General features: G+C 66.4%; 20 protein-coding genes and 2 pseudogenes. 13 read left to right on the forward strand and 9 right to left on the reverse strand.

Features of this window, described 5'->3' with window-relative positions; all coding sequences use genetic code 11:
- Window positions 1-70: 70 nt before the first annotated feature.
- Window positions 71-928: pseudogene (locus ACFHW1_RS11930) on the forward strand (YihY/virulence factor BrkB family protein); the annotation flags it as partial.
- Window positions 929-1036: 108 nt separating this feature from the next.
- Window positions 1037-1456, forward strand: coding sequence for a hypothetical protein (locus ACFHW1_RS11935; protein WP_416556921.1), 420 nt, complete (start codon window positions 1037-1039; stop codon window positions 1454-1456).
- Between the two features lie 204 nt (window positions 1457-1660).
- On the opposite strand, the gene ACFHW1_RS11940 is transcribed toward ACFHW1_RS11935, so the two are convergent.
- Window positions 1661-3304 (reverse strand): glycoside hydrolase family 13 protein, encoded by a 1644-nt coding sequence (locus ACFHW1_RS11940; RefSeq protein ID WP_416556922.1) that lies wholly within the window; start codon window positions 3302-3304, stop codon window positions 1661-1663.
- A gap of 131 nt (window positions 3305-3435) precedes the next feature.
- Complete coding sequence (locus ACFHW1_RS11945; RefSeq protein ID WP_416615395.1) at window positions 3436-4488, reverse strand: LacI family DNA-binding transcriptional regulator; 1053 nt, start codon at window positions 4486-4488, stop codon at window positions 3436-3438.
- Window positions 4489-4641: 153 nt separating this feature from the next.
- Here ACFHW1_RS11945 and ACFHW1_RS11950 point away from each other — a divergent pair, with 153 nt between their 5' ends.
- From ACFHW1_RS11950 to ACFHW1_RS11965, 4 genes are read left to right on the forward strand one after another with little or no spacing between them, the layout of a single operon-like run.
- Window positions 4642-5901 (forward strand): sugar ABC transporter substrate-binding protein, encoded by a 1260-nt coding sequence (locus ACFHW1_RS11950; RefSeq protein ID WP_416615396.1) that lies wholly within the window; start codon window positions 4642-4644, stop codon window positions 5899-5901.
- Window positions 5901-7442, forward strand: a complete 1542-nt coding sequence (locus ACFHW1_RS11955) for an ABC transporter permease subunit (RefSeq protein WP_416615397.1) — start codon at window positions 5901-5903, stop codon at window positions 7440-7442. The genes ACFHW1_RS11950 and ACFHW1_RS11955 overlap by 1 nt, the downstream gene beginning before the upstream one ends.
- Window positions 7439-8299, forward strand: a complete 861-nt coding sequence (locus ACFHW1_RS11960) for a sugar ABC transporter permease (RefSeq protein WP_416615398.1) — start codon at window positions 7439-7441, stop codon at window positions 8297-8299. Before ACFHW1_RS11955 ends, ACFHW1_RS11960 begins: the two co-directional genes overlap by 4 nt.
- A gap of 3 nt (window positions 8300-8302) precedes the next feature.
- On the forward strand, window positions 8303-10186 hold the full coding sequence (locus ACFHW1_RS11965; RefSeq protein WP_416615400.1) for a glycoside hydrolase family 13 protein: 1884 nt from the start codon (window positions 8303-8305) through the stop codon (window positions 10184-10186).
- A 361-nt stretch (window positions 10187-10547) separates the two neighbouring features.
- Here ACFHW1_RS11965 and ACFHW1_RS11970 read toward each other — a convergent pair whose 3' ends face one another.
- The gene (locus tag ACFHW1_RS11970) at window positions 10548-11294 is read right to left on the reverse strand and encodes a hypothetical protein (RefSeq protein ID WP_416615402.1); all 747 of its coding nucleotides are present in this window, start codon (window positions 11292-11294) and stop codon (window positions 10548-10550) included.
- 1237 nt (window positions 11295-12531) lie between these two features.
- Here ACFHW1_RS11970 and ACFHW1_RS11975 point away from each other — a divergent pair.
- Window positions 12532-12633 (forward strand): annotated as a pseudogene (locus tag ACFHW1_RS11975) (hypothetical protein); the annotation flags it as partial.
- 158 nt (window positions 12634-12791) lie between these two features.
- Here the strand turns inward: ACFHW1_RS11975 and ACFHW1_RS11980 are convergent.
- From ACFHW1_RS11980 to ACFHW1_RS11990, 3 genes are all read right to left on the reverse strand, one after another.
- Window positions 12792-13361: a hypothetical protein gene (locus ACFHW1_RS11980; protein WP_416615403.1), complete on the reverse strand. Its 570-nt coding sequence runs from the start codon at window positions 13359-13361 to the stop codon at window positions 12792-12794.
- Between the two features lie 19 nt (window positions 13362-13380).
- Window positions 13381-14496 (reverse strand): hypothetical protein, encoded by a 1116-nt coding sequence (locus tag ACFHW1_RS11985; RefSeq protein WP_416615405.1) that lies wholly within the window; start codon window positions 14494-14496, stop codon window positions 13381-13383.
- A gap of 336 nt (window positions 14497-14832) precedes the next feature.
- Window positions 14833-17439 carry a tetratricopeptide repeat protein gene (locus ACFHW1_RS11990; protein WP_416615406.1) on the reverse strand — a complete coding sequence of 869 codons (2607 nt, stop codon included), beginning with the start codon at window positions 17437-17439 and terminating at the stop codon, window positions 14833-14835.
- 953 nt (window positions 17440-18392) lie between these two features.
- On the opposite strand from ACFHW1_RS11990, the gene ACFHW1_RS11995 reads away from it, so the two are divergent.
- Complete coding sequence (locus ACFHW1_RS11995) at window positions 18393-18548, forward strand: hypothetical protein (RefSeq protein WP_416615408.1); 156 nt, start codon at window positions 18393-18395, stop codon at window positions 18546-18548.
- Window positions 18549-18612: 64 nt separating this feature from the next.
- Here ACFHW1_RS11995 and ACFHW1_RS12000 read toward each other — a convergent pair whose 3' ends face one another.
- Complete coding sequence (locus ACFHW1_RS12000) at window positions 18613-19542, reverse strand: SUMF1/EgtB/PvdO family nonheme iron enzyme (protein ID WP_416615409.1); 930 nt, start codon at window positions 19540-19542, stop codon at window positions 18613-18615.
- A gap of 62 nt (window positions 19543-19604) precedes the next feature.
- Entirely contained in the window at window positions 19605-20378 is a 774-nt protein-coding gene (locus ACFHW1_RS12005; protein ID WP_416615411.1) for an aminotransferase class IV family protein, read from the reverse strand.
- 486 nt (window positions 20379-20864) lie between these two features.
- Here ACFHW1_RS12005 and ACFHW1_RS12010 point away from each other — a divergent pair, with 486 nt between their 5' ends.
- The 5 genes from ACFHW1_RS12010 to ACFHW1_RS12030 all read left to right on the forward strand — a co-directional run bounded on the left by ACFHW1_RS12010 (window position 20865) and on the right by ACFHW1_RS12030 (window position 23476).
- Entirely contained in the window at window positions 20865-21278 is a 414-nt protein-coding gene (locus ACFHW1_RS12010; RefSeq protein ID WP_416615413.1) for a DivIVA domain-containing protein, read from the forward strand.
- A 46-nt stretch (window positions 21279-21324) separates the two neighbouring features.
- Window positions 21325-21570 carry a hypothetical protein gene (locus tag ACFHW1_RS12015; protein WP_416615415.1) on the forward strand — a complete coding sequence of 82 codons (246 nt, stop codon included), beginning with the start codon at window positions 21325-21327 and terminating at the stop codon, window positions 21568-21570.
- A complete protein-coding gene (locus ACFHW1_RS12020; RefSeq protein WP_416615416.1) occupies window positions 21567-21824 on the forward strand; it encodes a flavin reductase in 258 nt (85 codons plus the stop codon). The genes ACFHW1_RS12015 and ACFHW1_RS12020 overlap by 4 nt, the downstream gene beginning before the upstream one ends.
- Entirely contained in the window at window positions 21821-22549 is a 729-nt protein-coding gene (locus ACFHW1_RS12025) for a GOLPH3/VPS74 family protein (RefSeq protein WP_416615418.1), read from the forward strand. Before ACFHW1_RS12020 ends, ACFHW1_RS12025 begins: the two co-directional genes overlap by 4 nt.
- 78 nt (window positions 22550-22627) lie before the next feature.
- Complete coding sequence (locus ACFHW1_RS12030) at window positions 22628-23476, forward strand: hypothetical protein (protein ID WP_416568186.1); 849 nt, start codon at window positions 22628-22630, stop codon at window positions 23474-23476.
- A gap of 47 nt (window positions 23477-23523) precedes the next feature.
- On the opposite strand, the gene ACFHW1_RS12035 is transcribed toward ACFHW1_RS12030, so the two are convergent.
- Window positions 23524-23958, reverse strand: a complete 435-nt coding sequence (locus ACFHW1_RS12035) for an NUDIX domain-containing protein (RefSeq protein ID WP_416555440.1) — start codon at window positions 23956-23958, stop codon at window positions 23524-23526.
- Window positions 23959-24294 lie beyond the last annotated feature (336 nt).

Here is a 24294-nt window from a genome sequence, read left to right on the forward strand (position 1 = left end):
CCACCCGGCGGCGTCCCGGCGCACCAGGATGAAGGGTGCACCGGGATGACCGGTGCACCAGGATGACGGGGTGAACGTTTTCGGCCGGGCCTGGTCCGGCACCCAGCGGGCGCTGGACCGGTCCCGGCGGCGGTACCCGCGCCTGGATCACCTCTGGCGGGCGGTGGAACGCTACAACCAGGTGCTGGGCGGGCGGCTGGCTGCGGCGATCGCGTACTACGGGTTCTTCGCCGTCTTCGCCCTCGGTCTGGTCGCGTACTGGGTGTTCGGTGCCCTGGTGGAGGCCAACGCCGAGGTCAGCGCGGCGGTCGCCGACTTCCTGCTGCAGAACCTGCCGTTTCTGGACCTGGCCCAGATCCAGCGCAACAGTGGCCAGGTCGGCGTCGTCGGCCTGGTGCTGCTCGCGTTGACCGGCATCGGCTGGGTGGAGGCGATCCGGTCCTCGCAGCGGTTCGTCTACCGGCTCGACCAGCAGCCCGGCTACTTCGGGGTACGGCAGATCGTCGACCTCGCCGTACTCGTCGGGGCGTTCCTGCTGATCGGCATCTCGGTCGGTGCGGTCGACGCGCTGCGGTCGCTACTCGGCTGGCTGCTCGGCGAAGGATCGGCCGCTGCGGCCGTCGCGAGCGTGCTGCTCGCCTTCGTGATCAACCTGGTGCTCGCCTCGGCGCTGCTGGTCGCGGTGCCCCGGCTACGGATGTCCGCCCGGCGGCTGGTCGCCCCGATTCTCGTGGTGGCGCTCGGGCTGACCGTGCTGAACACCGCCGGGCGGTTCTACGTCGGCCGGTTCGAGCGCAATCCCGCGTACACCGTGGTGGCCGGCGCGGTCGGTCTGCTGATCTATCTCTACCTGCTCAACCAGCTGCTGCTGTTCGGCGCGGCGCTGGCCGCAACCAGCCGGCACGGCCGGGTGGTCGACCTGACAGCCCGGCGGGCGGCGGGGCGTACGCCATGGACGGCCGGATCGGCACCGCCAAAAGCAGTAAAAGCCGCAAAAGCCGTCGACGGTCTCCGGCGTACGACGATGATCGGTCAGGTGGGGGCACTAGTCACGCTTGAGCTGCCGGACGACTCGCCGGCGCACACGATGCCATGGATCATCACCTTCGGGCCGCTCGGCGACCAGGACGGCGAGTGGGAACCGGTGGTGTGCGGGCCGTACGAACGGGCGCACGCGCTGGCCCTGGCCGAGACGGTGGTCGCCGACGAGGAGTTGATGGCGGTGGTCGAGCCGCTGCTGACCCTGGTCACCGTCGAAGAGATCCGCGGCGAACTGGCCGCCGCCCAGGCCTCCGCCGACGAGGACGTCGCCGAGTACGACGACTTCGAGGACCTGGTCGGCGGCAACGACGCCGAACCGCAGGAGCGGCATGTCGAGCCGTCGCCGCCGCCGTCACCGGACGAGGTACGCGCCGGCATGGTCCGCATCGCCAACATGCTGACCGCCAAAAGCTGACCGTCAGTGGTGGTGCCCCGGGACCATTTCTGGTCCCGGGGCACCGTCACCACCTTCGCCCCCCACCACAAGGGGTCCTTGCCCAGCCGCCCGGCGGCGCTTCCGGCTCGACGAACGACCGGTGTTTCCTGCCCGAGCCATACCCGGCGGCAGGCTGTCGTAAACCTGGCCGCACCCTGCCAGCCGGCCGGGGCGAAACGGGTGTCAGGCCGGCTGGAACCAGGCGGCGGCGTCGACCGGCAGCAGTCGGCGACCGGGCGGTCCGTCCAGCGGCGCGCTGGTGATCAGCGGTACGCCGTACCCGTCGACCGCCACCGGCGCACCACTGAGGTTGACCACGCAGACCAGCGTCGCCTCGCCGGTACGGCGGAACGCCAACACGCCCGGCCCGGCCTCCACCCAGGTCAGCCCGGTGCCGTCGCCGGCCGGGGCGTCGCGCAGCGCCGGATGCTCGGCCCGGACGGCCAGGGCCTGTCGGTACAGCTGCAGCGTCGAGTCCGGGTCGCCGGCCTGGGCCTGTGCGGTCAGCGGCGCCCAGTCGGCCGGGGCCGGCAGCCAGGATTCGACCGAGCCGGCCGGCCCGAAGCCGTACGGCGGGGTGTCGCCGCGCCACGGCAGCGGCACCCGGCAGCCGTCGCGGCTGGCCCCGGTACGGCCGAACGCCGGGTCCTGCCGCAGGTGGTCGGGCAGGTCGAGGACCTCCGGCAGGCCCAGCTCCTCACCCTGGTAGAGGTAGGTGCTGCCGGGCAGGGCGAACATCAGCAGCGCGGCGGCGCGGGCCCGCCGCAGCCCGACCTCGCCGTCGCCGTACCGGGTGACGTGCCGCTGCTTGTCGTGGTTGGACAGCACCCAGGTGGTCGGCGCGCCGACGATCGTCGCTTCGGCGAGCGCGGTGTCGATCACCTTGTGGAACGAGTCGGCCGACCAGGTGGCGTCGAGGAAGTCGAAGTTGAACGCCTGGTGCAGCTCGTCCGGGCCGATGTAGCGGGCCAGCCGCTGCGGGGTCTCCGCCCACGCTTCGGCGATCGCCATCCGCCCGCCGGGGTAGCTGTCCAGGATCGGCCGCCAGGTGCGGTAGATGTCGTGCACCTCGTCCTGGTCGAAGTAGGGCAGCCGGCCCTTGCCGAGCAGTTCGATCTGCCGGCGGCCGGTGGTGGCCGAGGTCCAGCCGATGTCCGGCAGCCCGTCGGCCTTGATCATCCCGTGGGCGACGTCGATCCGGAACCCGTCGACGCCCCGGTCCAGCCAGAAGCGCAGGATCTGCTCGAACTCGGCCCGGACCTCGGGGTGGCGCCAGTTGAGGTCGGGCTGCGCCGGGTCGAACAGGTGCAGGTACCACTGGCCGTCGGGCAGCCGGGTCCAGGCCGGCCCGCCGAAGATCGACTCCCAGTCGTTGGGCGGCTCGTCGCCATTGTCGCCGCGGCCGTCGCGGAACATGTACCGGTCACGCTCCGCCGACCCGGGCGCGGCGGCGAGCGCCGCGACAAACCACGGGTGTACGTCGGAGGTGTGGTTCGGCACGATGTCGACGATGATCCGCAGGCCGAGCGCGTGCGCGTCGGCGATCATCTCGTCGAAGTCGGTGAGGTCGCCGAACATCGGGTCGACCTCGCGGTAGTCGGCGACGTCGTAGCCGCCGTCGATCATCGGGGAGCGGTAGAACGGGGTCAGCCAGAGCGCGTCGACGCCAAGGTCTCGCAGGTACGGCAGGCGGCTGCGGATGCCCTGCAGGTCGCCGATGCCGTCGCCGTCGGAGTCGGCGAAGCTGCGCACGTACACCTGGTAGACGGCGGCGGTGCGCCACCAGTCGTCCCGGGCGGTGCGCGGGTGGGCCTGGGCAGGATCGATCGTCACGGGTTCCCCGTCCTGTCGGTGCGATGCTGGCCTCGCCGTTGAGTCAGCGCGCTGCGGGTGCTGGGCTCCCTATCGAGGATGCCCGGCAGTTGCTGCAAGCGTCAAGCAAGCCTTGCGCAAGGCAATCAGCCGGTGGTGGCAGCGGCGGCGGCGAGGTGGGTGACCTGTGGAGCGATCCCGGTGGAGCCACGGGCCACCAGCTCGGGGCGGAACACGTACTCCGAGTTCGGGGCGGCGTGCCCGTTGATCTCGTCGACCAGGGCCCGGACCGCCGCCACCGCCATCGCGATCACCGGCTGGCGCAGCGTGGTCAGCGGCGGATCGGTGAACGCCATCAGCGGCGAGTCGTCGTAGCCGACCACCGACACATCGCCGGGCACCGACAGGCCGCGCTGCCGGGCGGCCCGGATCGCGCCGAGCGCCATCAGGTCGGAGCCGCAGGTGATCCCGGTGACCCCCTTGTCCAGCAACCGGTTCGCCGCCGCCTTTCCACCCTCCACACCGAACAGTGACAGGGCGGTCAGCTCGTCGATCTCGGCGTCGCTGGCGCCGACCAGCCGCTGCATCGCCGCGCGGAAGCCGGCAAGCTTGCGCTGCACCGGCAGGAACCGGTCCGGCCCGGTGATCAGCCCGATCCGCCGGTGGCCGAGGGCGACGAGATGCTCCACGGCCAGCTCGCCGGCCTCCCGGTCGTCGCAGGAGACGAACGGGGCTTCGATGCCGTCGGCGTACCCGTTGATCAGCACGATCGGCAGCGGCCGGACGATCAGCTTGCGGTAGCGGTCGTGGTCGGCGGTGGTGTCGGCGTGCAGGCCGGAGACGAAGACGATGCCGGCGACCTGGCGGTCCAACAGCATCTCCACGTACTCGTCCTCGGTGACCCCGCCGGGGGTCTGGGTGCAGAGCACCGGGGTGTAGCCGGACTGGGCCAGCGCCGACTCGATGGTCTGCGCGAACGCCGGGAAGATCGGGTTGTCCAGCTCCGGCACGACCAGGCCGACCAGGCCGGCGCTGCGTTTGCGCAGCCGGGCCGGGCGTTCGTAGCCGAGGACGTCGAGCGCGGTCAGCACCGCCTGGCGGGTCTCGGTGGCCACCCCGGGGCGGTCGTTGAGCACCCGGGACACCGTGGCCTCGCTGACCTCGGCCTGGCGGGCGATGTCGGACAGTCGTGCGCGCATGGCGTTCACGGTAGCGCACCGGCAAGTTCTTGCGGTTGCGCCTGCAAGCCCTTCCATTGCTTGCAACGTCTTGCTAACGTCCCGGCAACACAAGACAGGCTGCGTGCTGAAACACGGCACCGTACTGCAATAACTTCCAGGACAGGAGTCCCGATGCGCGTCCGTACCACGACGGTGGCCGCCGGGCTGGCCGCCGTGCTCGCGCTGGCCGCCGCCGGCTGCGGCAGCAGCGACGGCGAACCCGCCAGCACCGACAGCCCCGACGCCGCCGCCACCGGCGGCACCCTGGTGATCTGGGCCGACGACAAGCGCAGCGCCGCCCTCGCCCCGTTCGCCGAGAAGTTCGGCGCCGACAACGGCGTCACCGTCGAGGTCCAGGCCATCTCCAAGGACCAGCAGACCACCTTCGTCACCGCGTCGCAGCAGGGCAGCGGCCCGGACGTGATGGTCGGCGCGCACGACTGGATCGGCAACCTGGTGCAGAACGGTGCCATCGAGCCGGTCCAGCTCACCGCCGACCAGACCGCCGGCTTCGCCGACGTCGCCATCCAGGCCGTCACCTTCAACGGCCAGCTCTACGGCGTCCCGTACGCCATGGAGAACCTCGCCCTGATCCGCAACACCGCGTTCGCCCCCGACGCCCCCGCCACCATCGAGGAGCTCATCGCCACCGGCCAGCAGCTCAAAGCCGACGGCAAGGTCTCGGAGATCCTCTGCCTGCAGGTCGGGCAGAACGGCGACGCCTACCACCTGTACCCGCTCTACACCTCGGCCGGTGGCAGCCTCTTCGGCACCACCGCCGAAGGCGACTACGACCCGGCGCAGCTCGGCGTCGGCACGCCCGAGTCGATCGCCGCGTTCGAGAAGATCGCCACGCTGGGCGAGAAGGGCGCAGGCGCGCTGAAGCGGTCCATCACCCCGGAGAACTCCATCGCCACCTTCACCAGCGGCAAATGCGCCTTCCTGGTCTCCGGGCCGTGGGCGATCACCGACGCCAAGGGCGCGAACATCGCGTACGACATCAGCCCGGTCCCCGGCTTCGCCGGTGGCGCGCCCGCGCAGCCGTTCGTCGGCGTGCAAACCTTCTACGTCGCCGCCAAGGGTGAGAACAAGGCGCTGGCGCAGGAGTTCGTCGCCAACTACACCACCGGGACCGACCTGGCCGTCGCCCTCTACGAGGCCGAGCCGCGCCCGCCGGCGCTGACCGCCGCCCTCGACCAGGTCGCCGGTGCCGACCCGGACCTGGCGAAGTTCCAGCAGGCCGGGCAGGGCGGCGCGGTGCTGCCGGCGATCCCCGAGATGGCCGCCATCTGGGACCCGTTCGGCAAGGCCGAGGCCGCGATCGTCGGCGGTGCCGACGTGGCGAGCACGATGACCGCCGCCGGTCAGACGATCGCCGAACAGATCAAGTAATGCGCGACACCGGAGCCGGCGCTCTGCTGGCCAAGGCGCTGCTGCTCGGCCTGGTCGCGGCGATCGCGATCTGGGCGGCGTTCCCGCTGATCGCCGCCGAGGCGTGGGTCGGGCTCGGCATCCTGGTCGCCACGACCGCCGGCATCGGCTACCTCTACCTGGGTCGGCGACACGTGCCGGCGAAGTACCTGATCCCCGGCACCCTGTTCCTGATCGCCTTCCAGATCTTCCCGGTGCTCTACACCGCCTCCACCGCGTTCACCAACTTCGGCGACGGACACCGGGGCAGCAAAACCGAGGCGATCGCGGCCATCCAGGCCACGTCGGTGGTCCAGGTGCCAGGATCCATCGAGTACGCGATGACCGTCGCCACGGTCGGCGACCCGGCCACCGGTGACCTGGTGCTGCTGGTCGTCGACCCGGCCGACGCGGTCGTCCATGCCGGTGACGGTTCCGGATTGCGGGAGCTGCCGGCCGGCGACGTCACCGTCACCGACGCAGGCAAGGTGACGTCGGCCGACGGGTACACGCTGCTCAACGCCGGCCAGGCCAGCGCCCGCAGCCAGGAGATCACCGACCTGGCGGTGCCGACCGACGACGGGGCGATCCGCTCCATCGGGCTGTCGCGGGCGTACGAAGGGGTCGCCGTCCGGGCGTACGACAACGATTGTGACTGTGTCACCGACACCGTGACGGGCACGGTGTGGACGGCCGACGACGACGCCGGCTCGTTCGTCTCCGCCGACGGCGACCGGCTGCTGCAGGGCTGGCGGGTCGGCGTCGGCCTGGACAACTTCACCCGCGTGCTGACCGACCGGAGCATCTCCGGGCCGTTCCTCGGCACCCTGGTCTGGAACTTCGCCTTCGCGATCGGCTCCACCGGCGGCACCTTCGCCCTTGGACTGCTCTGCGCCATCGCCCTGCACTCCGACCGGGTGCGCGGGCGCAACCTCTACCGCGTGCTGCTGATCCTGCCGTACGCGATGCCGTCGTTCGCGATGCTGCTGGTCTGGCGGGACATGTTCAACACCGACTTCGGGCTGATCAACCAGTTCTTCGGGTTGACTGTGGACTGGTTCGGGCAGGACTGGTCGGCCCGGCTGGCGGTGATCGGCGTACAGCTGTGGCTCGGGTACCCGTACATGTTCCTGGTCGCCACCGGCGCGTTGCAGGCCATCCCGAAGGAGCTGACCGAGGCCAGCTCGATCGACGGCGCGAACCCGTGGCAGGCGTTCCGACGGGTGACGCTGCCGCTGCTGCTGGTGGCGTTGACGCCGCTGCTGATCGCCTCGTTCGCGTTCAACTTCAACAACTTCAACGCGATCTATCTGACGACCGAGGGTGGGCCGTTTCCGGCGGACAACCCGAGCGTCGGCGCGACGGACCTGCTGATCACCTACACGTACCGGTTGGCGTTCGGCGCGGCCGGCGCTGACTACGGCTTCGCCGCCGCGATCTCGATCTTCATCTTCACGCTCGTCGCGGTGATCTCCGCGGTCAGCTTCCGGCGCACCCGGCAACAGGAAGAGGTGTACGCGTGAACCGGCGCACGTTCACCCGTTGGCTGGGTCGGGTCGGCTGGCGGCACCTGGTGGCGCTGCTGGCCGTGGCGTTCTCGCTGTTCCCGATCGTGTTCGTGTTGTCGGCGGCGGTGAACCCGCTGGGCACCCTGTCGTCGACCGACCTGTTTCCGACCGGGGCGTCGGGCAACAACTTCCGGCGGCTGTTCGCCGACACGGCGTTCGGCCGGTGGTTCGGCAACTCGCTGCTGATCGCCGGGCTGGCGTCGTTCGCGTCGGTGTTCCTGTCGTCGCTGGCGGCGTACGCCTTCTCCCGGATGCGGTTCCGGGGCCGCCGGGTCGGGCTGCTGTCGCTGCTGCTGATCCAGATGTTTCCGCAGTTCCTGGCGATCGTCGCGATCTTCCTGATCTTCTCGACGATCACCGACCTGTGGCCGACCATCGGCTTCAACACCCCGTGGGGGCTGATGCTGCTCTACCTCGGTGGCGCGCTCGGGGTGAACACGTGGCTGATGAAAGGCTTCTTCGACACCCTGCCGAGGGAGTTGGACGAGTCGGCCACCATGGACGGGGCGTCGCACGCCCAGGTGTTCTTCCGGATCATGCTGCCGCTGGTGGCGCCGATCTTGGCGGTCACCGGGCTGCTGGCGTTCATCAACACGATCAACGAGTTCCTGATCGCCAACGTCTTCCTCACCAACCCGGAGGCGAAGACGCTGGCGGTCGGCATGTACGGCCTGGTGGCGGGGGAGCGGAACAACAACTTCGGGATCTTCGCCGCCGGCACGCTGCTGACGGCGGTCCCGACGGTGCTGGTGTTCCAGCTGCTCAGCCGTTACATCGTTTCCGGTCTCACCTCCGGGTCTGTGAAGGGTTAGCTTGTGGGTCAGCTGTTCGAGGCGCATCACGACGGATCATCGTTGTATGCGCCGGGTGCCGCCGCCGGGGTAAACCTGGGTGATCGGGTGTCGGTCTTCGTCCGGGTGCCGGCGGGTGCGCGGCCGGTCGACAAGCTGTGGGTACGCTCCACAGCCGACGGTGAGCCGCGCTTCACCGAGGCGGTGGTCGACTGGCAGGACCCGAACGGGGACGTGTGGTGGCGGGGCGAGGTGCAGGCCCGTAACCCGGTCACGCCGTACCGTTTCCTGCTGGCCGGCGGCGGGTCTGCTGGTGGCGGGTCTGCTGGTGGCGGCGGCGGGCGGCGCTGGTTGACCGGGGTCGGCGAGGTCGACCACGACGTGCCGGACGCCACCGACTTCCGGCTCGTCACCCATGATGCGCCGCCGGCCTGGGCCGCCGACGCGGTGATCTACCAGATCTTCCCGGACCGGTTCGCCCGGTCGGCTGCCGCTGACGGGCGGGAGCTGCCGGAGTGGGCGATCCGGTGCGACTGGGACACCCCGGTCGTCGGGCGCGGGCCGGAGACGCCGTACCAGTTCTACGGCGGTGACCTGGACGGCATCCGGGAGCGGCTCGACCACCTGGAGCGGCTCGGCGTCAACACCGTCTACCTGACGCCGATCTTCCCGGCCCGGTCCAATCACCGGTACGACGCCGCCGCGTTCGACCACGTCGACCCGCTGCTCGGCGGGGACGAGGCGTTGGCGCGGCTGTCGGCGGCGGTGCACGCTCGCGGGTGGCGGCTGCTCGGCGACATCACCAGCAACCACACCGGCGACGCCCACCCGTGGTTCACCGCCGCCGTGTCGGACGTAACGTCGCCGGAGCGGGAGCTGTACTACTTCGGCGACGACGGCGACTACGAGTCGTGGCTGGGCGTGAAGTCGCTGCCGAAACTCAACTGGGGCAGCGCTGAGCTGCGGCGACGCTTCGTCGACGGGCCAGCGTCGGTGGTGCGGCGGTGGCTGCTGCCGCCGTACGGGTTGGACGGTTGGCGGATCGACGTGGCGAACATGACCGGCCGGCGCGGTGCCGACGCGCTCACCCTGGAGGTGGCAGCGTTGCTGCGCCGGGCGGTCGCCGACACTCGGCCGGATGGGCTGATCGTCGCCGAGCACGCGCACGACTTCACCCGTGACCTGGACGCCGACGGTTGGCACGGCACGATGAACTATGCCGGGTTCACCCGGCCGGTGTGGAGCTGGCTGCGGTCACCGACGCTGGAGTTGCCGGACTTCCTCGGCGTACCGGGTGGGGTGCCGGCCCGGTCGGGGCCGGCGGCGTTGGCGACGATGCGAGCCTTCGGGGCGTTGGTGTCGTGGCGGTCGTTGGTGCATTCGTGGCAGCTGCTCGGCTCGCATGATTCGGCCCGGATTCGGACGGTGGTGGGGGACGCGGCGCGGCAGGAGGTGGCGGCCGGGTTGCAGTTCACGCTGCCGGGGACGCCGATGGTGTTCGCCGGGGATGAGCTGGGGTTGCGGGGCGACAACGGGGAAGGTTCACGGACGCCGATGCCGTGGGATCGGCCAGACTCGTGGGACGACGCGACGTTCGGGGTGTATCGGGCGTTGGTGGCGCTGCGTCGGGAGGTGCCGGAGCTGCGGCACGGCGGCCTGCGTTGGGTGTACGCCGATGACGACGCCCTGGTCTACCTGCGGGAGTCGCCGACGGGGTCGGTGTTGGCGTTGGCCCGGCGTGCGTCGGGTGCTCCGGTGCGGTTGACGGGTTTGGTGGCCCCGCCGGACGCTGCTGCTCCGGCACTGGTCAACCTGTACGGCGGCGCACCACCGCTACGCCCGACCGCTGACGGCACCCTGACCCTGCCAGCCGACGGCCCCACCTTCCAACTATGGCGCCTCCCCTGACGCTTCGTCCTGCTTCGGCAGGAGCATGAGCTGTACATCAGACACGTCCACACGCGAGCACGACGTAGCTGGCGTATGGCTCAGCACCCGACGTGTGGCAGCGGCTGACTGTCGTCACGCGGCGACTCATGCAAGGCAGCCTTTGCTTTCGATTGGATGGGCTAAGTATGCAGATCGCCGCAGTAGGGTGAGCCGTCGGGAACGCCGTGCGCTAATGCCGCAAAATGCATCGAAAGGTCGCGGTGAGTGTAGTGGGAGCCCGCAGTCTGGCGCGCGGCAACGAGCGGAACGTGACATAAACAGACGCTTTGGCCTACCACAAACCCCGGTCGCTGGCCGAACGTAGGATCATGGTGCGGCCCTACTTGCGGACGTCTCCTCCGCTCGAGATTGGCATCTTGGAGGTGAGCCCGAAATCTTGCGCGATCTTCTCCAGATCAGCGGTCCACGGGCGATCCGCAAGCAGCTGGTTGAACGCCAACATTGCACCATGAAGGACCGAAAGTGCGAACAGGTGACACGGCACGAGTTCTTTATGGATCGCTATCTGGCTCAAGACGATGGCCTCGCCGTTGTCCTGGAAGAACATCTGCGCACCGGTCAGCGTTGGATGAACGAAGCGTGACTCCAACTGATAGTAGGTCTTTTCCGAAAGCATTCCATACCCATCAAGAAGGTGCTCAATCTTCGCCAAGCGCTCTCCCGGTTCGGCCGGGATGGATTCTTCAACGATCTTGACAGTCTGAACCATTCGCTGGTACGCATCGGTCGACCGGTGCGGCGACCCTTCGGCCCGCAGCGCGTTGGCAAGCTGGATCTGATCACCACGTAGCTTCCGGTTGAAGATGTCGCCGATCTTATCGCCTTGATCCGCGCACCACCGCAACGTCACAGCATGCTCGAAGGCACTGCGACGGTTCGGAGCGCCTGAACCGCAGGCGTCCAAACGGTGCAGTTCCAAAACAGACCGCACCTGATGAACAACAGCGAAGAACAAGCCCCAACCGACGATGGTCGCTCGGTTGGTGCCATCGACCCGCAAGTGCAGGTCTGGTTCAATCAGATCCTCGAGCCGCATCAGGCCAGCGGCTACGTCTGGTTCGTCCACAGCTTGCATCATGGCCGCGTTGCGCGTGAACGGCAACCGGGTTCGCGCTTGCGGAGCACCGGCTCGCCTCGTTGCATGCACCGGCGCCATCTTTCGTCGCGCCCGGTCGGCGTGGCCAGGTCGGCGGCTCGCTGCCACGACAGTCGCGATCGTAGGCTAGCGGACATGGTCAAGCGGGCGGCGTTACCTCATGCGCCTTGGCCCGGACACGCAGGCAGCCCGTAGGCTGGCGTGGAGCAGCAGAGCCGGGCCGCGCCGACCACAGACAAGCCGTGGGTTATGAGGGTGGGAAGAGCAGGCCGGTGGCCGACCGGCACGGCCTGGACGAACGTGCACCAGCTGCTCGCGTGCGGCCGCAGGGCGCGTCACGGTCGTCGAGCTCCGGGTGCGACGGCGCGCATGGTGTCCGGCCATCCCTCCAGCGGCAGAGGCGCTTCGCGTTGCAGGCGACAGCCACAAACCGGTCGCCCTTGAGCCGCGGAGCCTTTGCGACCCTATGAGGTCAGGAGTCAAGCGGCACGCCGTAGCCTGCCCACACGAGGCGCACGCTGCCGCACCCATCACCGGCTCAAGGGCAGTGTGAGCGATCGTCAAGGCTCGCCTCGACGTCTAACGAGCCGAACGGAGGAGACGGCATTATGGTAGCCTTATGAACGGAGCCGGTCGGTTGAACCCGGTGTTGACCCACTGGGCCGTGGTGCTGATTTTCCTTAGTTTGGCTTGCATCTCAACCCTTGTCTCAGTGTCCGTATCGGCAATGAGTCCCGAGAGCAAGGTGAGCCGGATGGTAGCAACGCTTGTCACCGTTGTTATGTCTGTCGAAGCAGGTCTGATGACCAACTTGGCAGCGTCAGCACTGGGTTGAGTCGATCGTCTCCACCCCAGTTAACCTTCCGAGTCGTATGGCAATTAGCAGGCCGGAGATGGCAGGGTGGACACTGCGACCGGACGTGAGATCGCCGAAGTGGGAGCCTGCGAGACCTGTCATGATCCAGTTGACCCTACGTACGAGCAAGCCGTGGCGCACCACACTTTGCGTACCAACGACGCCGCCTGTGACGCGTGCTGGCACTGCTGGGACAAGCCTCGTTGTTACAGGTGCTTCAACGCCGACTGCGAGTGCTTAAACCACTAGATGACCGGGACGTCGGCAAGCACAGAACAAGCGTCCCGTTGACGCCCAACCGCAGCCACTTCGCCTTCTGGAACGGCACCGCACCGCTGGACGCGCTCGTCCGGCGACCAGAAACGCCACCGTCCGGCCTGGGACGGGAACCGGCACATAAACCGAGTCCTGCACAGCATGGCGATCGTCCAGATGCGGCACGACACCGAATGTCGCGCGCACTACGGGCGCAAACTCGCCGCCGGCAAGACCCCGATGGAAGCCCTCTCACCGGCCACACCGGCACGGTCTGGTCGATGGCGACAGGGCAGCTCGACGGCCGGCCGATCATCGTCTCCGGCAGCGCCGACCACCCACGTGAGTCGGTCGGACTACTCGGTCGATTCTGCCAAACGACCGGATATTAGGCTGGTGATTATGTTTAGGCATTCGGTAACACGGGTTGCAACTGAAGTGAATGCCTCGGTATTCGACATGTCGGAAATCTCCAGGGCGGAAGCCGCCCTTTCGCGTGATCTCGGACTGGTCAGATGGGCAACTCCTCCGCTCGACCGGAATCCGTACAGCGCTCGCAGGATCGAAGTGGCATCCGATGAGCCACCCAACTGTTCCACGAAGCGCTGAAGGAGCCGCAGCGATTTCTCGTTTGCTTCAAAACTTCCTAGCCAATTCTTCAGCGGCTGCGGATCAATGCCGTCAACAAGCACCTTAGTCAGAAGTAGGAGGACAGGGCCGAGCGCGGCGGGATCTTCGCTGAGTGGCCCAATCATCGAATTGAACTCAGCTTCAACCTCCGCGTCTAGAGCCTTCCAGATTGGCGCACCAAGTAGGCGAGTTGATGCGTTTGCCGCATCGGAGCGTGCAAGCCTTACTGCATGCCCGGGATCTGGTGAATTGATCCATTGCCCGAGGAAATCTCGCCTAAATCGACTTTCGTCCATTTTTCCGTCGGGTGGGATATTATATGTGAGCCAGTGTCCCCACTCGGCCGCAGGTAGATCGCGACCAAGGTCGCCGAGGTAAACCTCGACTAGCCCTTTCGTTGAAAGCCAGATTAATACTCCAGAGATCTAGGCAAGATAGGCGTGTCGCGCTTAGGGTGTATTTGTTTGGCTCAGCCGAGTATGGCTGCAGCACTTCTTTTCGAAAGTACACTGGAGTCAAGTAGTGTAGACGGCGGTTATCCTTGTCAAAATAAGTGCCGAGGGCGTCGGGATCGCAAGTGTGAGTCAAGGGGTGCCCGGTTGCTGGTTCGATCGCGTAGATGAATTCCGGATACTCTACGGCATCTTTACCGAACTCCTCGAATTTCGGCAGGCGGGATGTCCTAATTCCGGAAATAATGTATTGGCCCACTAGGCGAGAGAAAGCTCGATCTTCACTTAGTAGGCGCTCGTACCTTGCGTGGAAATCTAAATGTACCCAGTCGCTTTTCATGGTCGAATTGACGGATTCAAACTTGTTGACCTGATGCATTGGCACATAGTCGATCTGGATTAAGGCGCTTCGCTTGCATGCGTGCAGGAACTGCCGGAACTCCAGCGCGCGAACCTCGACTTTGTAGGCGTTGCCCGTGCTATGGAATCGAACAAGGTCGTGCTCTTTTCCGGTGCCGTCAACGTAGCGCCATCCATTCTTTACTCGGTAGGCGTCCCAATACCACAGGAAGGGATGACTGACTTCGACCTGGCGTTCTCGTGCGCCACTTGGTTTACGCGCATGAACAAAAAACTCAACCCTAGCTCCGCCGTCGATCAGCGCAAGCCCAGTTTCGTGCTCGTTCTCGTCGAAGACGCTAAAGGCACCGAGGCCCCGGCCGATCCAGGACGTCCCCGAAAGGGCCTTGGAAGCATCCTTCGGGTCAACCAAGACGCATCCAAATCCTATTTGTTCGGATTGCGTATGGGCATACTGTTCGATCGTAACCCAATCAACGGGATCTCTCCGAACCATCTGCAGGATTTCGGCAGGCCAGAGCGGGATCGGCAGGTCGGTGTCCGGCTTCCTCCAAACAGAGGCCAGAGTGCCTTCGGTTGGGTCTTGACCCAGATAACCGGGGATGGATGGAATGCTCACCGATGTAGTATACGAGGCGACGGCAATCATCATCGGACGGCTTGTCTCGGGCTCTGGCACCTCCCGTGACGCACCCTCCTGCCTTGGCAGTGCTGTGAGCTGTACGCATGCCACCTGATATTGCATGCGAGTCAGAGATGGCAGGTGTACAGCTCGGCACCAAGATGCGCCACCGGCTGGCCGTCGTCAGCAGCGGCGGCGCGGCGACGATGCGGTAGCCGCTCACCCGCTCCGGATTACGCGGCGACTCATGCTGGGCTATGGCAGTCAAACCGGGAGCGGCAGTGATGCAGAACGCGGCGAGAGAGCGAGTCAGTTAACCCGCACATGTTCGAGTCAGTACCAAGCCGGATGGCGTAATCTATGATGGAACGGCTTAAGCCTCGCAGACCACCTACTGGCTTCGTTCAATCGTTTTTCGTCTCTCAGAAGATCGACTAGTAGCGCTGCTGCTCGGAGGTCTCCGTGCTCCGCCAGTCTCCGGTACCAAATGAGGGCCTCTTCGATCCTTCCACTGCTACGAAGATAGGATGCCAGTATGCGGGTTACGTGGCGACCGGCGCTTTGGGCAAGCGCATGTAGCTCTGCCTCGCGACCCTGATACGCAAACAGGTCAGCAAGCCTTTCTGTCGCTTCATGTACGCCCTGCTGGGAGAGGTTGCGGAGCCTCCCCTCAGCGTCTTTGAGTCTTCCGCTGGAAAGTAGATTCTTGGATATCAGAAGGCATGCTATCTGGTCTCCTTGCTCGTCGAGGCGTGCTAAATCTTCATTTCTACCAAGCTCCCCGTAGAGGTGAACGACAAGGTCTTGGGCGCGGTCTAGTCCCTGCCCCGCCAATCGCTCCAGTGCGGAGATATCTTTGGAGTTGTAGAAATGGCGTGCCAATTCGCGTCTCGCGTGTGCATTTCCTTCCGATGCGTACTCCTGCAATTCTTGCAGATCTCCCTTTTGGGCTAGGTGCTCAATCAGCGTAATCTCGGCTTCGCTTGAACCGTCCGCCACCAAGTTTCTCAAAATATGTTCTGCTTGCTGCTCCTCCGAGAGGAACAGCAAGCGACGAGCAGCCCATAGGCGAGAATCTTCATCGCTATTTTCTGCGATCTCTGAAACCGTGGCGATTGCAGCACCGCGCTCACCTCGGCGGCTGCGATAGTTCGCGAGCGCCCCTGCGGCGGCGAGGCTGCCGGCATAAATTAGCTGCTCTACTTCATCTATGCGGCCGGCTGAGATATGCAATTCTGCTAGCTCCGTACTGGAATACTCGTCACCGGCATCGGCGAGTATTTTGAGGTCGGGTTCTCGGGCGGCTAGGGCAAGATGCTGGGAGATCTCGCGACACGCGAAGGCATCAGCCGATAATGATGGCTGGGCGAGCGCCTGGTCAACCGCATCATTGATCCTTTCCCAATGCACGAGAAGGCTAAGAAGCGCCGCTTGAGCGTACCTCGCTGCGACTCGGTCGGAGGCGTTGACCCCCCTTCTCCACGCCTTCTCGGCGATCTCCGGTAGCAGTAGCGCTGCGGCTCGGTCGCCGATTGGGATAACGTCATCCGGCGTTGATATCTCTAGTAAGGAGCTCCAGACACTCGGGCGAATCGGCGGATATGTGACCGTTGACGCCGCGTCAATCAAGTAGTCGAAAGATTGGTACTGGTCTGTTTCGACTTGTCGCAGCAAAGCGGAAGCGCCGTACACTTTACGTGATGCCCAAGCGATTCCTGCCTCCCAAAGCTCGTCTCCAATTCGTAGGGGGTTGACACCCTTCGGAAGATAGTCACCAATGCCGGTGGCAAGCATTTCTCCAGTCGGTGCATTCATAAATCCTGCTCTATAGCAGTCCACGGCAGTGTCGACGATTGCTGCGCCGAGGCTAGCAACAGAGTTGTCGCTACCGCGACCATGGTTCCACCGCCGAAGTAGCTCCGGACCTGCCGCAAAATACTCGGCTACCCCATACTGGCCTTCAGTCCGAGCCAGAATCTCGCTAAGATATGGATCCTTCAACGATAGCGCTCGAGCCTTCTCTGGCTCACTAAATAGGCGTTCCAGAGTGATCAGCTTGGCCATCCGGATAACCCCCCACGCTGCTGCGGCAAGGCTCTTTTCGCCAATAGAAGAGTTGCGAGATTCGGCAATGTCCTCGTAGTGATGCGCTCTCATCGAGGCAAGTATCATGACTCGCTCATTGCCTCTGCTCATCCTGGAGGCGAGAGCATGGCACGCCTCAACTGTTGCAATGTAGTTTTGCAACTCATCTAACCACAAAACCGTCTTGTCTAACCTGATATCTGCGCTCAGAACCTCAATTAACCCGGCAGGGGTCACGGGCAATAGCAGTGACCAATCGCTAAGATTTTCCCACATCGCTTCCGCGAGGGATCTGCTCTTTCCTGCAGTCGAATGTCCAACTGTGAGGATGAACTCGCTCTTGCCGCTTTCTATCCCTGCGCATATGGCAGTCCGCAATTCGTCATCCCGGTCGCGACCGATGTAGGTAGGCAAATCGGTGCCTGCCTGATTTCTGGAAGGAAGTGCATGTGCCAATGCCTCGTGCACACCAAGTCGCTTCCAGTCGTTGAAGCTAGCCTTCGGGAGATCTCCATTATTGGCGGTCCAGACGGATCCGACAAGAATCGCTCGCAATTCGTCACGAGCGTCAGACTCTTCGATTCGCCGCTCGTTCAGGTCGGTGCGAGCGCGGCCGATCATCACATGCCAGGAATCAAGTTCGCGATCTCGAACTCCGCATGCAATCAGTATCGTTTTGAGTGTTGGCCACTGAATTGGATGCCTACCGCTAGTCGCGTCAGCCAAAGTTGATCTTGGAATCGGATTGCCGGAACTTCTCTCAATAGCTGTCACGAGATCATCTAGTGTCTTGTGCCCTGCTTTGTCGACCGTCTGGCGCAGCCGCAACTTCAGCTTGCGGTCAAACTCCGGCAAATCCGGAGGAAGTGCTCTCCATCGAACCAATTTGCTGGCCTTTTCCGTCCGAGGTCGTCCGACGCGGTCCGAGTATATCCGACCCTGATCGGCTGCAATGCGCCTGCGCTATCCGGCAGACATGCCGGATCTCTAGCCGGATGGTCGCGACGGTGGCGTGATTGTTGGCGTGACGTCTCCGGCGAAGGGCGAACCCCGATGAGCATGTTGGTAATGGTGCTGGTGCTACTCCTTGGTGTTTCGACATCGGCCCTCATAGGAATCCTGGCGGGCATTTTAGTCAAAAGTGAGGGTTCTCCCACTTCTGCTGCGCTGCTATCCGCAGGCGCTAGCTTTGGCGCGACCCTCACGCTGTGGCTCTTGAGTGCCACATTCGTTGCGTCCTTTTCCTGAATAGTGGTGTGCAGTAGGAGAAGGCTATGCCTTCTCCTACTGCGGCCGTCTGCAGCGCACGGCAACGAAATCACCAAAGCTGCGGTTTGGGCGAAGGGCCCGTCCGGGAAGTTCGCGCGAGGCTCAAGAGGACTCGCGACGGGTCTTCAATTTCGGGCACCCACGTCGGCAGAAAAGTATAAAGCTGTCGTGGTGAACCGGCGGGTTGCTGCCCGAACAGGTCGAGGCGGCCGGGGCGTCGGTGGGCGCTGCTGCCGGCGCACCATGACCCTGAGGCGCAGCCGGGGTGGCCGGTCCGCGACCGGCGGCGGGCGAGGTCGGGAAGGTTCAGAGCGTCCGTCATGGCCGTGCCAGCCTGCAGCCAGGAGCTGATGGCGAGCCGGCTGGTGCATGTGCGTGGCCGAGATTGCCGCCAGGGCCGCAGGACCTGCCAGGCCTGACTCCGTGCAGCCGTACGTGCGGTTAATTGCGTGGGCACGGCGATGGGGGCCGGCATGACGGTCTCCCGCACCCGAACCACCACCGCCACGGCTGCCGCAGCCGCTGGGGGTTAGGTGGTGGTGACCGGGCCGGACGACTTCCTGCTCACCTGCCTACCGGCCGCAGCCCGCCGGCATCTGCACCGGGAGGCCGCCGGGTGGTTGCCGCTCGAGATCGGTGAACTGTTCGCGATTGCCCGCCATCGCCTCGTCTGCGCCTCCCACTGCGGCCGGTGACGCTGGGCTTCTCCATGCCTGCCTGATCGCTCGTCTCCGACGCCTGCGACTGCGGGCCCGTGCATCAGGCTGCCAGTAGCGCCTGCATGGCGTCGGCCGCCACGACGCAGCGGAATCCTGTGTCATCGTCGAGCATCGAGGCATCGGCGTCGTTGAAGTTCGAAGGTGTGGCTCGCTCAAAGCCGCTGGTGAAGGCACTGCCCTTGAGTTCGAAGCGGCCCGGCGTGGTCTCGGTCCGACACCACTCCCAGACGTTGCCACACAGGTCGAAGACCCCGTAGATGCTCGTTCCGCTCTGGTAGCGGCCGACGGGTGTGGTGTCCCTGATGCCGCCTTCGCGGACGTTGCACTTGGCAGGGGTCGGCTGGTTGCCCCACGGGTAGACGCTGCCTGTTGGGCCTCGCGCAGCCTTCTCCCACTGCTCCGAACTCGGCAGGCTCTTGTCCGCCCAGCGCGCATAGGCGCTCGCGTCGTTCCAGGTCACGAAGACCACCGGGTGGTCGGCAAGTTCCGAGGGGCAGATGCCTCCCGGCCAGTGACCCAGAGGCTTGTAGCCGGTCGCTTCGACGAACCGCGCATAGTCCGCGTTGGTCGTGGGATGGACGTCGATATAGAAGGCGGGAAGCCAGACTGGCTTGTTGTTCGCGCCGCTGAGATACACGCCGGCGTCGATCAGCGCCATCGGCTTGCCGTCCGCCGGATGACGCACATGGGCCGTTTCGGGCGGCGGAGTCTGCTCGGGTATCGATGCGATGGCTGACGCGTCGATCTGCAGCGCGAAGCGTGCCTGCGCATCAGCGCCGGCACGCTCAAGTGAGGTGTCGAGCGCGGCCTGGTTCATCGGGCGTGGCTTGATCGCTTGACCGCCAGCTTCCCATTTGGACACCATGCGGTCTGACACGCCCAGGTGCCCGGCGAAGTCGCGAACGCTCATCCGGCGCGCTTCGCGTAGTGCCCGGACCTCCCTGCCGGACCACTGACGTACGGTGGCCACCTGCGACTCCTCCACTTCTCGCCGCCGGTCAAGTATCACTGTATGTTCCGATGCGAAGCTCGTCAGAGTGGCTCGCCGGGGGTGGCGCTATATTCCTTGCGGATCTGCTCGATCAGCGGAACCGTATCGGTCCATCGGATCGCGTCGATCGCGACGATGTCCCGGACTCCCACCGCAGCGTTGGTGGCAAACGCTGCGGTGTAGCGGTCCAGCTCCGCCAGGTTGACGCGGCGCTGAAGCCCTGCACGCTCCTGCTGGATCAGCGCCATCGTGATTCCCGGCAAGACGGGTGCTTGCGGCCACACGATCTCGTCGCCTTCGACCAGGCCGATGTTCCAGGTCGCTCCCTCGGAGATGAAACCCTCGCCGTCCACGAGCAGGACGTCATCGAAGCCAGCGAGCTGAGCCTGCCGACGGTGGTACAGCGTCGCGAACAGTCCGATGTGCTTGACGGCTGGAGCGTCCCGGTCGTACGGGCAGGCGGTGAGCGTCAGCGGCTGCGGCGGGACCAACGACGCCGGGCGCGTCGTGACGAGCACCTGAGGGCTTGATGCGCTGGCGGGATGCCCAAGTTCGAGATTCGGGTCGAACACCGTGACCCGGGCGACGATCGACTCGACAGAACCGCCCACCGCCTGGCGGACATAGCTGCGTACCTCGTCTCGATCGAGTTCCGCGCCGAAGAGAACGCGACAGTCTCTCGTCAGCCGGTCAAGATGCAGCGTGAGGCCGCGCACCCGGCCGGCGTCTACTCGCATGGACGTGAAGTGACCGTAGTTGGTGAGACCGAGGATCTTCAATTGATCTAGATCAACCGGCTTGCCGTTCAACAGCATGGTGTCAGTCTCTCGCGTGCCCCCGATTCCCGGCACTGCTGGGTCTGCCAAGTTCGGCAGAAGTTCGGCACCGAGGTGGCAGAGCGACATTCCCCGACGCCTACGAGCCACGCGAGCATGACTACGCCCCGTTACGGCAGACCGGTCCATGACGTCGGTAGCTCTCTATCTGCGCCACTGTGCCTGATGAAGAGGAGAGTCCCTTGCTCGACGAAAGCGGCATCCGAGCCGAGCAGCCACTCGCTCGGCCACCCGAGCAGCCCACTGCTGCCCGCAGAAGGGTCGTCTCGATCCCGGCGTCGGCGAACTGAGCCGTCGACGCCCGTACCAGCGGCCCTGTGGGCGTACCGCCGTTTGTGGCTGCGTGCGCAGGGCGGGCGGCCCGACCTCCGCGCCCCCGTTCGGGGTCGGGCCGCCCATCCCACCTTCCCCAGCGAACCGCGATGTAGCGGCGATCCCGTGACCTTCGAAAGGGCGGTCCCACCCGTGCGCAGACTCCTCGACCTTGTCCTGTTCCCTCGGCGTACTCGGCGGCAGTCCCGGCTGCTCGCCAGCCTCGCCAACCAGACCCGGCCGGCCGCCCGGCCTCCCGCCGCCGCTGCCTGCGGCGGGTCGCGTCCGCCGGCCCGGCACGGCGGGAACGCCGGCACCCACCTCTACTACGGCGCCAGTGTGGTGCGGCCGTCGATCAGCCCCGGGCTGGTCCGCGACCGGCGGTTCCCGGTCCGCACCCGGCGCGGTTGCGACCCGACCGAGGTACGCGCCTTCCTGCACCTGGTCGCCGACGAGTTGACGGCGGTGCGGGCCGAGTTGGCGGCCACCCGGGACGAGAACGTGCGGATCAAGCAGGCGTTGCGGGACTGGCAGTCGCAGCAGTTCCAGGCCCGGCCGGCCGGATGAACACAGTAGACGATGCCGGGAGAGGGGTTCGTTGATGCTGGATGTGGTGCTCGCTGCGAGTGTCGCGCTGCTGGTCGGCGCGGTGGTCGGGTTCAGTTTGTGTCGGCATCGGCACCGCTGGTGTCCCGGCTGCGGCCGTACCCTGACCTGCCCGGCGTGTCCGACCGGCGGGCTGCTGCCCGCGCAGGTCGAGGCGGCCGGGCGTCGGTGGGCGCCGCAGCCGGCGCGGACCGCCACCCTGCGGCGGACCTGGGTGTGGCCGGGCCGCGACCGGCGGCGGGCCCGGCGGTGACCGCGCGGGTGGTGGCGGTGGTGGGCCGGGTCGGGCATGTGGCGGCGCGTCCGTCGTGGCGGTGCCGGGCCTGCCGCCGGCCGTGGCCGTGCGAGCCGGCCCGCCGCGAGCTGATGGCGAGCTTCGACCGGATCGGCCGATGCATGTACGTGGCCGAGCTCGCCGCCGAAGCCGCCCGTGACCTGCCCGGCCTGACTCCGGCGCAGTCGTACGCGCGGTTCATCGCGTGGGCGCGGCGGCGGGGGCCGGCATGACGGTCTACCGCACCCGGACCACCACGGCCGCCGCGGCTGTCGCTTCCGGTGGTGGGGTGCCGGTGCCGGCTGCGGCGGTACGGGGCCGGTCGCCGCTGCTGGCGGACGAGTTCTTCCTGCTGGCGGCCGATGATGTGACGGGTCGGCCGCGTCTGCCGGCCGGGCCGGTCGGGTACGGTCTGGCCGCCGCCCTGCTGGCCGACCTGGTCGACGCGGGCGCGTTGCGGGTGCACGATGGCCGGTTGTGGCTGGCCGCGCGGCACGTGCCGGTGGACGCGCTCGGCGGCTGGATCCTGCGCTGGCTGGACGCGGAGCCGAGGCACCGGCGGGTGGGGACGTGGTTGGCGTTGTTGGCGCCGCGGGCCCACGGCCAGGTCGCGCGGCGGCTGACCGCGGCGGGCGTGGTCCGGCCCCGGACGGTACGCCGCCGGCTGCTGACCACCGCCGTGGTCCAGGTGCCGACGGACATGAACCGGGCCGCCTGGGCCTGGGCCCGCCTGTCCGTACGCCTACAGCGCCGCGAACCGCTGCCGGCTTTTGAAGCGCGGCTGGGCGGGTTGTGCCTGGTGACCGGGCTGGACGACTTCGTGCTCACCGGCCTGCCGGCGGCGGCCCGCCGGCATCTGCACCGGGAGACCGCCGCCCGGCTGCCGGCCGAGATCGGCGAACTGTTCACCATCGCCCGCCACCGCCTCGACGGCGCCGCCCACCGCCGCCGCCGCTGACCATCCCCAGCCTTCCCTCCGTTACCCCTTGACAAGCGGGCTCGACGCTCGGCGGCAGGAGTTTGGCATCCTGGCGCCATGGCTGACCGGGAGCGGTTCCTGACGTTCGATCACGAGTACCGAGACGGGCTGCACGTCTACGTCGCTCGTCCGACCGAGGCGGAGCTGCCTGGCCCGGCGTGGACGGGGTTGTGGGAGCAGGACTATCCCGAGGAGCCGCACCGGAACCCGTGGCGTCGGTACGCGATCAACAACAACGACGGGGAAGCGCTCGCGGTCTGGCGGGCGTTCGCGTGGGCGCTCACCGCCGGCCGGAGTCGGTACGCCATACCCGCCTACTACCGGGATGAAGCAGCGCGGCTCCTCGGCATCGTCCGGGGAGCGGTGCAGTTGGTCCGCTGGGAGTACGAGGTCGACTCTGAGTCCTCCGAGTGGCCTGCGGCCGACGTCGGGTTCGTCCCTGGCCGAGCCTGCGTCCCAATGCGGCCACCGCCGGATCAGTGGGAACGCGACCACGCTGGGTTTGCTGGGTTGTTCACGCTCGACAGCTTCGACGATCTCCTCAACCTGCACCTGGCTGTCTCGTTCGATGCCAGCTCGGAGCTCACGCTCTTCGCGCTCTCCGATCCAGACCGGACCGAGCCTCTGATCGCAGCCCTCAACCAGGATGACCGCCCGAACCTGGCGGACATCCTGCAGCCCGGTGACATTCTCGTGGACTTGACGGTGGCGCACGATCTAGGCTTCACCAGCAAACTCACAGTGAAGGCTGCCGAGGCGGTCGAGGAAATTGGTCGGCTTGCCGACCACTTCAGCCAGGCGTTTCGCCGCTACCTGGGGAAGCTCGACCGGATCGATAGCTTCGAGGAGTTCTACGCAGCGATCGACGATCTGCTCGCGCCGCCCCACGCAACACGCGTCTCCTGACGGACGGCCCAACCGTGGCAGCGATCCACCCGGCTGCCTGCCATCGGTCAACCTGCCGTGATCAGCTCGCGGTACAGCGGAGAGTCCAGGAACCTCGGGACGATCTCGCCGTACGCCCGTCCGAACTCCAAGGTGCGCACGTCGGTGCCGGCCACGAACCGCATCGCGGCACCCTCCCCGCAGACCACATCCTCGTCCGTGGCGTCGGTTGGCGCGTAGAAGATCGAGAACTCGCCAACCGCGCCGGGGAACTTCGCCGACGGGGCGAGGCCCCGCCAGAACAGGCGCAGCTCCGGCACGGAGAGGCCGGTTTCCTCGATCAGCTCCCGGTGAGCGGCCGTCAGTGGATCCTCGCCCGGATCGACGTTCCCGCCCGGCAAGCACCAGCGGTACGGGTCGACGCTGGTATTGCCGTCACGGAGCTGTAACAACAACCGACCTGCCGGATCGACCAGGATCACGCCGGCAATCCGAGCATCCACTCGTACGGCCACTCGAGCAGCCTACTGCTGCACGCCGAAGGGTGGCGTCGATCCCGTGGAGCTGCCGGTCGGCCGGATACGGTGCTGCCATGCCGTTGGAATGGTCGCTGAGGAAGTGAGCGAGGCTGACCTCGTGGAGGATCTACCGGGCCTGACCGTCGCCGACGTCCGTGTAGCGTTGCGCTCCTCGGCAGAGCTTGGCCCGTCTGGCCAGCGGACGCTTGCTGCCCGTGCGGCCGGTCGGAGCGGGCACGACGACATCTCCGAGCGCGTCGAAGAGTTGCTGCGCACTGGAGCCAGTACGCCCCGCCGGTATGAGTGGATCGCGGTTGATCC

Origin of the sequence: Micromonospora sp. LOL_014 (assembly GCF_048060245.1) — a bacterium.
In the GTDB taxonomy this organism is placed as follows: Bacteria; Actinomycetota; Actinomycetes; order Mycobacteriales; family Micromonosporaceae; genus Micromonospora_E.

What these genes read in the sequence shown, in the direction of transcription:
- ACFHW1_RS11945 (WP_416615395.1), bottom strand. Translation starts at nt 4,488, where the DNA reads ATGCGCGCACGACTGTCCGACATCGCCCGCCAGGCCGAGGTCAGCGAG.
- ACFHW1_RS11950 (WP_416615396.1), top strand. Translation starts at nt 4,642, where the DNA reads ATGCGCGTCCGTACCACGACGGTGGCCGCCGGGCTGGCCGCCGTGCTC.
- ACFHW1_RS11955 (WP_416615397.1), top strand. Translation starts at nt 5,901, where the DNA reads ATGCGCGACACCGGAGCCGGCGCTCTGCTGGCCAAGGCGCTGCTGCTC.
- ACFHW1_RS11980 (WP_416615403.1), bottom strand. Translation starts at nt 13,361, where the DNA reads ATGGACGAAAGTCGATTTAGGCGAGATTTCCTCGGGCAATGGATCAAT.
- ACFHW1_RS12005 (WP_416615411.1), bottom strand. Translation starts at nt 20,378, where the DNA reads ATGCTGTTGAACGGCAAGCCGGTTGATCTAGATCAATTGAAGATCCTC.
- ACFHW1_RS12025 (WP_416615418.1), top strand. Translation starts at nt 21,821, where the DNA reads ATGACGGTCTACCGCACCCGGACCACCACGGCCGCCGCGGCTGTCGCT.
- ACFHW1_RS12030 (WP_416568186.1), top strand. Translation starts at nt 22,628, where the DNA reads ATGGCTGACCGGGAGCGGTTCCTGACGTTCGATCACGAGTACCGAGAC.